This window comes from Variovorax sp. GW823-FHT02B07, from assembly GCF_058797695.1.
The window spans coordinates 1-12,022 of sequence record NZ_JBXAJX010000007.1 but is presented as its reverse complement, the minus strand read 5'-3'; the positions used below and the strand labels follow the sequence as shown (position 1 = coordinate 12,022).

Annotated in this window: 3 protein-coding genes; all 3 read left to right on the top strand. The window is 66.6% G+C overall.

Annotated elements, in window-relative coordinates; all coding sequences use genetic code 11:
- The first annotated feature begins 32 nt into the window (after nucleotides 1–32).
- Nucleotides 33–224, top strand: a complete 192-nt coding sequence (gene thmT / locus AC1RGU_RS26150; RefSeq protein WP_492698633.1) for a 2-hydroxymuconate tautomerase — start codon at nucleotides 33–35, stop codon at nucleotides 222–224.
- A gap of 264 nt (nucleotides 225–488) precedes the next feature.
- On the top strand, nucleotides 489–9,671 hold the full coding sequence (locus AC1RGU_RS26145) for an Ig-like domain-containing protein (RefSeq protein ID WP_492698631.1): 9,183 nt from the start codon (nucleotides 489–491) through the stop codon (nucleotides 9,669–9,671).
- Nucleotides 9,672–9,950: 279 nt separating this feature from the next.
- Nucleotides 9,951–12,022, top strand: a 2,072-nt coding sequence (locus AC1RGU_RS26140) for an Ig-like domain-containing protein (RefSeq protein WP_492740811.1), incomplete at its 3' end; no start/stop codon positions are given.

The window sequence follows — 12,022 nt, the reverse complement described above, 5'->3', positions numbered from 1 at the left end:
TCAAGCACTGAAGAACCGAACAGGAGTACACGATGCCCTTTGCACAGATCTACCTCATCGAAGGCCGCACCGAAGAACAGAAGCGCGTGCTGATCGAGAAAGTGACCCGCGCCATCGTCGAGGCCGTCGACGCGCCGAAGGAGAACGTGCGCGTGTGGCTGCACGACATGCCCAAGGAAAACTGGGGCATCGGCGGCGTGTCCGCCAAAGACCTCGGACGCTGACCGCTTCGCGCTGCGGCGCTGTCTTCTTCAAGGCCCTTGCGAGTCGCTGACTCGCGAGGGCCTTGTGCTTTGTACGAACTCCTGGGGGCTTTGTTCACAGTTTCGCCCTGTGCCTATGTCTGCCGCACCCGCTTTCGGACTCGTCCGATGGATGGGACGGGACCGTCTTCCTAAAGTCATCGGTCAACAAACCGTATGAGCTGGCGCCGCGCGTGCGCGTGCCGCTGCGGTCCCGTTTTTCATTCAGCAAGCACTAGGAATTACATGGCAACGAAGAAGACGAAGGTCGTCGTCAACAGCAACGGCAGGAACATCGATCACACGGTGGAAGCGGCAGCGAACGGCAAGGCGCCGGTCCGCATCAAGGTCCAGAAGGGCGCGAAGTACCTGCTCAAGGGCGACGACGGTTTTGCGCCCGAGAACGTGACGCTCACGCGCGTGGGCAACGACCTGCAGATCACGCTCGAAGGCGAGACGAGCCCGGGCCTGGTGCTCGAGGGCTACTACGCGCAATCGGAACCCGTGGGCCTGTACGGCGTGGCCGAGGACGGCCAGCTGTACGCCTACGCGCGCACCGATGGCGCGGGCGACATCTACGCGCTGGCCGAAGGCCAGTCGGCGCCCGTGGCGCTGGGCGGCGATTCGTACGGCGCGGGTGCGCCGTACCTGGCCGGCACCGAAGCGGCCGCCGGCAACGACTTCTTCGGCGGCATGTTGCCCCTGCTGATGACTGGCGGCCTGGCCGCGCTCGGCCTCGGCGCCATTGCCGCGGCCAGCGGCAGCGATGGTGAAACCGCGCCGAGCCTTCCCCCCGTGCTGCCTCCGCCCGACGTGCGTCCCCCCGGCAAGCCCGGCTTCGACGGCATTGGCGGTGCCTACGACGACGTCGGCCCCATCAAGGGCCAGATCCAACCCGGCGGCCAGACCGACGACACACGACCTGATTTTTTCGGAACCGGCACCCCCGGCAATACCATCACCATGTACGACAACGGCAAAGAAATCGGCAAGACCCTTGTGGACGGCAACGGCGCGTGGCACTTCACGCCACCGAAGGACCTGAGCGAGGGCAACCATTCCATCACCATCACCGAGAGCGATCCAGCCGGCCGTGAAGGCGAGCCTTCGGATCCGTTCGAGTTCGCCGTCGACACCACCCCGCCGCCCAAGCCCGAGTGGGACGGCGGCAGCAGCGAAGGCCCCGGCGCCGTCATCGACGACGTGGGCCCCATCAAGGGCCGCGTGCCCCCGGGCGGCGCGACGGACGACCAGCGTCCCGAGTTCAACGGCCAGGGCACCCCGGGCGACACCATCATCGTGCAGGACCACGGCAAGGAAATCGGCCGCGTCGAAGTGGACGGGGACGGCGTGTGGACCTTCACGCCGCCGACCGACCTGAGCGAGGGCGAGCACTCCATCACCATCGTCGAGCGCGACCCCGCGGGCAACGAGAGCGAGCCCTCCGACCCGTTCGATTTCGTCGTCGACATCACCCCGCCCGCGCAGCCCCAGGTGGGCGGCGCCAACGACAACATGGGCGAGTACCAGGGCCCCATCACCCCGGGTGGCGTCACCGACGACCGCCAGCCCGAGTTCCATGGCGAAGGCACGCCGGGCGACACCATCGTCATCAAGGACGGTGACACCGTGATCGGCACCACCGACGTGGACGAGAACGGTGCCTGGACCTTCACGCCCTCGACCGACCTGAAGGAGGGCGACCACTCCATCACCGTCATCGCGCGCGACCCGGCCGGCAACGAGAGCAAGCCCTCCGACCCCTTCGATTTCGAGATCGACGTGACCCCGCCCGATGCCAGCAAGCTGGCCATCACGGGCGTGGCCGACGACGTGGGCGAAGTCACGGGCAACGTGGCTTCGGGCGGCAAGACCGACGACAGCCGTCCGCTGCTCAGCGGCACCGGCACGGCCGGCGACACCATCATCGTGACCGTCAAGGACAGCACGGGCAGCCGCGAGCTCGGCCGCGCGATCGTGGAGGCCGACGGCAAGTGGACGCTGCGAGTGAGCACGCCGCTCCTGCAAGGCAAGAACGAGTTCACCGCCATCGAGATGGACCCCACGGGCAACCACACCGCGCCCACCGCGCCCTACACCGTGATCCTGGACAGCGTGCCGCCGAGCGTGCCGGTGATCCAGAACGTGCAGGACGACGTGGGCCCGCAAACGGGCATGCTGCAGAAGGGCCAGGTCACCGACGACGCCCGGCCGACCATCATCGGCACCGCGCAAGCGGGCAACACCATCAAGGTCTACGACGGCACGAAGCTGCTGGGCCAGACCGTGGCCGACGCCAACGGCAAGTGGAGCATCACGCCTGAAGCCGACCTGGCCGACGGCACGCACAACATCACCGCCACGGCCACCAACCCGGTGGGCCAGACCAGCGACGCCACCGGCATCTGGAACTTCGTGGTCGACGCCACGCCGCCGGGCCAGGTCACCGACCTCGTCGTGACCGACGACGTGGGTGGCAAGGTGGGCGCGCTGAAGGAAGGCGAGACCACCGACGACGACCGTCCCACCTTCAGCGGCAAGGCCGAGCCGGGCACCACCGTGAACGTGTACGACAACGGCACCAAGATCGGCGAAGCGCCGGTGGACGAGAACGGCGACTGGAGCTTCACGCCCACCGCCCCGCTGACCAGCGGCGAGCACGCCTTCACCACCGAAGTGGTCGACCAAGCCGGCAACAGCAGCGGCCAGGGCGATGCGCTGAATGTGGTGGTGGACGCCATTCCTGGCGTCGTGACCCTCGGCAAGCTGATCGACGACCAGGGCACGATCCAGGGCGCCATCGCCCCCAACGGAAGCACTGACGACGCGCGCCCCGAAATCCAGGGCACGGGCAAGCCCGGCAGCACCGTCAAGGTGTACGACGGCGCGACCCTGCTGGGCGAGACGACGGTCAAGCCCGACGGCACGTGGAGCGTCACGCCCGAGACGGCATTGGCCGACGGCGCGCACAGCATCACCGTGACCGCGACCGACAAGGCCGGCAATGTGAGCGAACCGACCCAGGCGTTCAACTTCACGGTGGACACCGTGCCTCCGACCACGCCGAGCATCGAATCGGCGCTGGACGACGTGGGCGCCAAGCAAGGCGCGCTGGCCAACGGCGGCATGACGGACGACCCGTCGCCCACGCTGTCGGGCAAGGCCGAAGCGGGCAGCACCGTGACCATCAATGACAACGGCGCCTTCCTGGGCAAGGTCGTGGCCGACGCCGAAGGCAACTGGAGCTACACGCCCACCACGCCGCTCAACGAAGGCGAGCACAAATTCACCGTCAGCGCCACCGACAAGGCAGGCAACACGAGCGCGCCTTCGGCCGAGTTCGTGCTGACCACCGACTACACGCCGCCGGACCCCAGCAAGCTGGCGATCACCGGCGTGGAAGACGACGTGGGCGGCATCACGGGCAACGTGGCCTCGGGCGAGAAGACCGACGACAGCCGTCCCGCGATCAGCGGCACCGGCACGGCCGGCGACACCATCATCGTGATGGTCAAGGACAGCACGGGCAGCCGCGAGCTCGGCCGCACGATCGTGGAGGCCAACGGCAAGTGGACGCTGCAGGTGACCACGCCGCTGCTGCAAGGCAGCAACGAGTTCGCCGCCATCGAAGTGGACCCCGCAGGCAACGCGACCGCACCGAGCGCGTCGTACATCGTGATCCTGGACAGCGTGCCGCCGAGCGTGCCCGTGATCCAGAACGTGCAGGACGACGTGGGCGTGCTCCAGGGCATGCTGCAAAAGGGCCAGGTCACCGACGACGCGCGGCCGACCATCATCGGCACCGCGCAAGCGGGCAACACCATCAAGGTCTACGACGGCACGAAGCTGCTGGGCGAGACTGTGGCCGACGCCAACGGCAAGTGGAGCGTCACGCCGACGGCCGACCTGGCCGACGGCACGCACAACATCACCGCCACGGCCACCAACCTGGTGGGCCAGACCAGCGACGCCACCGGCATCTGGAACTTCGTGGTCGACACCGCGCCTCCGGGCCAGGTGACCGACTTCGTGGTCACCGACGACGTGGGCGGTAAGCAGGGTCCACTGAAGGACGGCGACACAACTGACGACAACAGGCCCACCTTCAGTGGCAAGGCCGAGCCTGGAAGCACGGTCAATCTGTATGACGGCGACATCAAGATCGGTGACGTCGTGGCCGACCCGGACGGCAACTGGAGCTTCACGCCCAGCGTCCCACTGAGCGACGGTGAACACGCCCTGAGCACCGAGGTCGTGGATTCCGCTGGCAACAGCAGCGGCAAGGGCCCGGTGATGAACATCATCCTGGACATCTCGAAGGTGGAAGTCTCGATCAGCAAGCTGGTGGACGACCAGGGCACCGTGACGGGCGCCATTGCCGCCAACGGCACGACCGATGACAAGCGTCCCGAGATCCAGGGCACGGGCAAGGCCGGCAGCACCATCAAGGTGTACGACGGTTCGACCCTGGTGGGCGAGACCGTGGTCAAGGCCGACGGCACGTGGAGCGTCACGCCCACGGCCGACCTGGGTGAAGGCGCGCACGCCATCACCGCCACGGCCACCGACAAGGCCGGCAACACGAGCGAGCCGACGGCTGCGTTCAACTTCACTGTGGACACCGTCGCGCCGACCGCACCGAGCATCGAGTCGGTCACGGACGACGTGGGGTCCAAGCAAGGTGCATTGGTCAACGGCGGCTTGACGGACGATCCGTCGCCCACGCTGTCGGGCAAGGCCGAAGCGGGCAGCACCGTGACCATCAATGACAACGGCGCCTTCCTGGGCAAGGTCGTGGCCGACGCCAACGGCAACTGGGTGTACACGCCCACCACGCCGCTGGCAGAAGGCGAACACAAATTCACCGTCACCGCCACCGACAAGGCGGGCAACACGAGCGCGCCTTCGGCCGAGTTCGTGGTGACCACCGACTACTCGCCGCCGGACGCCAGCAAGCTGGCCATCACGGGCGTGGAAGACGACGTGGGCGGCATCACGGGCAACGTGGCCTCGGGCGCGACGACGGACGACAGCCGCCCGGTCATCAGCGGCACCGGCACGGCCGGCGACACCATCATCGTGATGGTCAAGGACAGCACGGGCACCCACAAGCTGGGCGAAGCGCCCGTGGGCCCCGATGGCAAGTGGACGCTGCAGCTGACCACGCCGCTGCTGGAAGGCAGCAACGAGTTCACCGCGATCGAAGTGGACCCCGCAGGCAATGCGACCGCACCGAGCGCGTCGTACACCGTGATCCTGGACAGCGTGCCGCCGAGCGTGCCCGTGATCCAGAACGTGCAGGACGATGCAGGCCCGAAGACGGGCATGCTGCAAAAGGGCGAAGTCACCGACGACGCCCGGCCGACCATCATCGGCACGGCGCAGGCCGGCACCACCGTGAAGGTCTACGACAACGGCACCCAGATCGGTGAAGTCGTGGCCGACGCCAACGGCAAGTGGAGCGTCACGCCTGAAGCCAACCTGGCCGACGGCACGCACAACATCACCGCGACGGCCACGAACTCCGTGGGCCAGACCAGCGACGCCACCGGCATCTGGAACTTCGTGGTCGACACCGCGCCTCCGGGTCCGGTGACGGGCCTCGAGGTGCTGGACGACGTGGGTGCCAAGACGGGTCCGCTCGCCAATGGCGACACCACCGACGACACCAAGCCCACCTTCAACGGCAAGGCCGAGCCGGGCGCGACCGTGAAGGTCTACGACAACGGCACGCTGCTGGGCAGCGCGCCGGTCGATGGCAACGGCGACTGGAGCTTCACGCCGAACGCGCCGCTGGCGAACGGGCCGCACGCGCTCACCACCGAGGTGGTGGACCCGGCGGGCAACAGCAGCGGACAGGGCGCGCCCCTGAACATCGTGGTCGACAACTCGGGCGTGACGGTGTCGATCGACACGCTGCTGGACGACCAGGGCACCAACAAGGGCAGCATCGCGCTCAACGGAACCACTGACGACACCCGCCCTGAAATCCAGGGCACGGGCAAGGCCGGCAGCACCGTGAAGGTGTACGACGGTTCGACCCTGCTGGGCGAGACCGTGGTCAAGGCCGACGGCACGTGGAGCGTCACGCCCACGGCCGGCCTGGGTGAAGGCGCGCACGCCATCACCGCCGTCGCCACCGACCTGGCGGGCAACGTGAGCGAGCCGACCAAGCCGTTCAACTTCACCGTGGACACCGTGCCGCCGACCGCGCCGAGCATCGACGCGGCAGCAGACGACGTGGGCGCCAAGCAGGGTGCGCTGGTCAGCGGCGGCGTGACGGACGACCCGTCGCCCACGCTCTCGGGCAAGGCCGAAGCCGGCAGCACCGTGGTCGTGTACGACAACGGAACCTGGCTGGGCAAGGTCGTGGCCGACGCCGAAGGCAACTGGAGCTACACGCCGACCACGCCGCTGGCAGAGGGCGAGCACAAGTTCACCGTCACCGCCACCGACAAGGCGGGCAACACGAGCGCGCCTTCGGCCGAGTTCGTGCTGACCACCGACTACACGCCGCCCCCGGCGTCGGCTGCGACGCTGAGCGACGACGCCGGCGAGATCAAGGGGCCGATCACCAGCGGTACCGTCACCGACGACGACACCCCGACCTATGCGGGCAAGACCGAGCCGAACGCCACCGTGGTCATCTATGACGACGGCAAGGAAATCGACAGGGTGCAGGCCAATGCCACGGGCGACTGGAGCTTCACGCCGTCCACGCCGCTGGCACCGGGCGCGCACAGCTTCAGCAACGCCGTGATCGACGTGGCCGGCAACGTGAGCCAGCCGGGCGCGGCCATCGACTTCACCGTTGATGTGCAACCCGCGACCATCAGCATCGCCGGCGCGACCGACAACACCGGCGACATCCTCGGCGAGATCGCCAAGGGCGGCGTCACCGACGACGCCACCCCGACCCTGCACGGCAAGGCCACCCCGGGCGGCACCGTGAAGGTCTACGACGGCACCACCGTGCTGGGCTCGGTCGTGGCCGACGCCAACGGAGACTGGAGCCTCACGCCGGCCACCGCGCTGCGCGAAGGCGCGTACGAACTGAGCGCCACCGTGACCACGGCGGCGCACGGCGAGAGCGCGAAGACGGCGGTGTTCGACTTCACCGTCGACTTCACCGCGCCGGGCGCGCCGACCATCGTGGCGGTGCTCGACGACGTGGGCAGCATCACCGTCAACGTGGTGCAGGGCGGCGTCACCGACGACACCCGGCCGCAGTTCAAGGGCAAGGCCGAGCCGGGCAGCACCGTGAAGGTCTACGACGGCGGCACGCTGCTGGGCGAGACCACGGCCAACGCCGCGGGCGACTGGAGCGTCACGCCGACCACGCCGCTGGTCAACGGCGCGCACAACGTCACGGCCACCGCCATCGACAAGGCCGGCAACCTGAGTGCGCCGTCGGCCGCCTTCGACTTCACCGTCGACGCGACGCCGCCGGCCAAGCCGACCATCGTGTCGGTGGTCGACGACGTGGGCAGCATCCAGGGCGAAGTGACGCTGAACGGCGTCATCGACGACCCGCGCCCTGACTTCTCGGGCAAGGCCGAGCCCAACAGCACTGTGGTCATCTATGACAAGGGTGTGGAGGTCAAGCGCGTGCCTGTCGATGCGTCGGGCAACTGGACCTGGACGCCGACGACGGCGCTGAACAACGGCGTGCACACCATCACCGTGAAGGCCGTCGACCAGGCGGGCAACCTCAGCGCGCCGTCGGATGCCTTCGGCTTCACGGTGTCCACCGTGCCGCCGCCCAAGCCGGTCATCGTGTCGGTGTACGACGACGTGGGCGGCGAGCAGGGCGACCTGTACAGCGGCGACTTCACCGACGACACCCAGCCCCTGGTCACGGGCAAGGCCGAGGCCAACAGCACCGTCATCGTCTTCAACAACGGTGTGGAGGTGACGCGCGTGGAGTCCGATGCCTCGGGCAAATGGACGTACACGCCGGCCGCGCCGCTGGCCGACGGTGGCCACAGCATCAGCGCGATCGTGATCAACAAGGCGGGCGTGTCCAGCGTGCCTTCGGCGGCGTTCGGGTTCACGGTGGATGCGACGGCGCCGGCTGCGCCGACCATCGAGACGGTCTACGACGACGTCGGCGCGACCGGCAACGTGGTCAATGGCGGAACTACCGATGACGGAAAGCCCGACTTCAAGGGCAAGGCCGAAGCGAACAGCACCGTGATCATCAAGGACAACGGTGTGGAAATCGAACGTGTGCAAGCCGATGCCAATGGCGACTGGACCTTCACGCCAGCAACGGCGCTGAGCAACAGCGCGCACAGCATTAGCGTCGTCGCCATGGATAAGGCAGGAAATACCAGTGCTTCGTCCAATGGTTTCAATTTCACTGTTTCTCCGTATACAAGCGGAACGGAGGATTTCGCATCGGAAGCAACCGGACTTATTTCTTCAAGCAGAACCATGTCTTCCGGTTTGACTGTGAAGGTGTTGTCGGGAAGCGTGCATGTGCACGATCAAGTGAATTGGGGTGTCGGAAAAACCTTGTACATGGACAGTCCTGCCTCTCAGGTTCTGTTTGATGTGCCCGGGCTGGCAAGGAAAGTCTCGTTTGATATCGTCACCTCGGAAAATGCCGGCAACTATGTTGAATTCATAAATGGGAGCGGAAAGGTCATTGGAAGGACTGACTTTCCGGTGAATTCGCAGGTTGTGAATTATTCGTTTACTGCTCCGGCCGGAGAGGCAATCGATGGCTTCAGAGTGACCACGATCCAAGAGGGAAATGGTCTGTTCGTAGACAACATTGTCTGGTCCGAATCTGCAAGTGCCTTCTCTTCCTCGGTGAGCAGCTCCATCGAGGGGGCGGAAGAGGTGATCGTGCATGCGGGCTACGGTGCCGACGTGCCTGACCAAGCGCTCACCGAGAGCGACGACATGATCATCGCCAGGCTCGGCTTTGCCGACCGCCTCGAAGGCGGCGCCGGCAACGACACCTTCGCGAAGGTGGGCACGGGCGACACGGTGCATGGCGGTGCGGGCGACGACGTCATCCGCGTCCACAGCGGCGACTTCGCCCACATCGACGGCGGCCTGGGTGTCGACACCCTGGTGATGGACGGCAAGGCGATGCACATCGACCTGTCGGCCCTCGGCCTGAAGGTGCAGGGCGTGGAGAAGTTCGACCTGGGCGCGGGCGGCAACACGCTGGCGCTGAGCACGCACGACGTGCTGGCCGGCGGCGCGCGCGACATGGTCGTGGCCGACGGCAAGGTGCAGATGCTGGTCAACGGCGCCAACGGCGAAGTCGACCTGCTCGGCGGCACCCACGGCGACGACGGCTGGACGCAGGGCGGCAACGCCACGGTGGGCGGTGTGACGTACGGCGTCTACACCAACCTGGCCGGCACGGCCGAGCTGCTGGTCGAGGACAAGGTCCACGTGACCATCCTGTAAGGCCGTAGATCGGCAACGCGGCGCAACCACAGCGCCGCGCATGACGCGGCAGCTGCCGGTGCGGCTGCCGCGTTTCTTTTGGACTTGTGCCGTTGTCGACGACTTTGTGCGCGATTTCGGCACCGACCTACGCCTTCGTACCCGGCTTTCAGATTCGTCCGATGGCCCGGCCCGACGGCGATTTCTAGAGTAGGCCACCCCTCAAAACGCTGGATCGCGCTGCGCTTGTTTCGCGTGCCGATCCGGTCTTCCTTTCCCATTTCAGAGCATAGGAATCCCATGACATTCGAACAGACGAACGTCACCCCCCACGCGACCATCGCCCCCGCCATGAGCGCAGGCGCATCGACCTTCGCGCCCCTTCCTCCTTCGGTGGGCGGCGCCGCCGACGACGCCGGCGACATCCTGGGCAGCATCGCCCCCGGTGGCGTCACCGACGACCGCCAACCCGAATTCCGCGGCCAGGGCACGCTGGGCGACACCATCGTCATCCGTGACAACGGCACCGAGATCGGCACCACCGAAGTCGCCGAAGACGGCACCTGGACCTTCACGCCCTCGACCGACCTGCTCGAAGGCCTGCACGCCATCACCATCGTCGCGCGCGACAGCAGTGGCAACGAGAGCGCGCCTTCGCCCGCGTTCAATTTCGAGATCGACGTGACCCCGCCCGACGCCAGCCGGCTGAACGTCAGCGGCTTCACGGACAACGTGGGCGGGGTCACCGGCAACGTGATCTCGGGCGGCACCACCGATGAAACGCGCCCGCTGCTCAGCGGCATCAGCAACGGCACGCCCGGCCACACCGTCACCGTGATGGTGAAAGACGCCACCGGCACCCATGAACTGGGCCAGGCCACCATCGGCGAAAACGGCCAGTGGACCTTCCAGGTCGACACCCCGCTGGCCCCTGGCCTGAACACCTTCATGCTCGTGGAGCGCGATGCCGCCGGCAACGAGACCATGCCGACCGGGCGCTACAAGGTGACCGTCAGCACCGACAAGCCGAACGCGCCCGTGATCGACAGCGTGTTCGACGACGTGGGCGGCCAGCAGGGCGACCTGCACAGTGGTGACTTCACCGACGACACCCAGCCCCTGGTCACGGGCAAGGCCGAGGCCAACAGCACCGTCATCGTCTTCAACAACGGTGTGGAGGTGACGCGCGTGCAGTCCGATGCCTCGGGCAAATGGACCTACATGCCGGCGACCCCGCTGGCCGACGGCGGCCACAGCATCAGTGCGATCGTGATCAACAAGGCGGGCGTGTCCAGCGTGCCTTCGGCGGCGTTCGGGTTCACGGTGGACACGACGGCGCCGGCCAAGCCGACGATCACCAGCGTGTATGACGATGTAGGCGCCATCCAAGGCAACGTGGCCAGCGGCGGCGCCACCGACGACGCCAAGCCGACCCTCAGCGGCAAGGCCGAGGCGAACAGCATCGTGATCGTCTACGACAAGGGTGTCGAGATCGACAGCGTAACGGTCAATGCCTTGGGCGACTGGACGTACACGCCGGCCACGGCGCTGGTCGACGGTGCGCACAGCATCACGGTGGCGGGGGCGGACAAGGCGGGCAACACAAGTGCGCAATCGGGTGCGTTCGACCTGACCGTGGATACGACGCCGCCGTGGAGTAGTCCGACCGGAACCTTGGTACAGCACCAAAACTACTATGGCTCGTCGGCTGTTCAAATACGCAGCTACGACGACGTCACTCTTCGAGCAGGGGATTTCATTGTGATCCGGAACGGGGCAGGAACCACTTTCTATCCGGTTCAGCCGCATCACCTGCAAGTGGCGAACCCAAAAGAGCCTGTTAAGACCCTATTTTTCGAAGTCTACTTCCCCTTTAATGGGCCGCTGTATTTCGCATTCGCCGATGCACTGGGGAATATGACCGGATTTAGTCCGGCCATCAAGGATGGCATCGTCAATGGCAATTGGGACCAGCCGCTGGGAATACCTTCAGCTTTCAACGTCGCGATGGGGAGCAGCGAGGTTATGGGTGGCCTGACTCAGGTCGACACCGAGCGCGACAACACGGCCGTCAATCAGACTGATTCCACGGGTCAACTGGCGACCAGCAGCAACGTCGTCCATGCAGGCCATGACGTAGACGTGCTCAACCACGCGACCCAGGCCTGGACCGAGAGCGACGACACGATCATCGCCAGGCTCGGTTATGCCGACCGCCTCGAAGGTGGCGCCGGCAACGACACCTTCACGAAGGTGGGCACGGGCGACACGGTGCACGGCGGTGCGGGCGACGATGTCATCCGCGTCAACAGCGGCGACTTCGCACGCATCGACGGCGGCCTGGGTGTCGACACCCTGGTGATGGACGGCAA

Excerpts from the sequence above, each read along its gene's own strand:
- thmT (WP_492698633.1), top strand. The coding sequence starts at position 33 with ATGCCCTTTGCACAGATCTACCTCATCGAAGGCCGCACCGAAGAACAG.
- AC1RGU_RS26145 (WP_492698631.1), top strand. The coding sequence starts at position 489 with ATGGCAACGAAGAAGACGAAGGTCGTCGTCAACAGCAACGGCAGGAAC.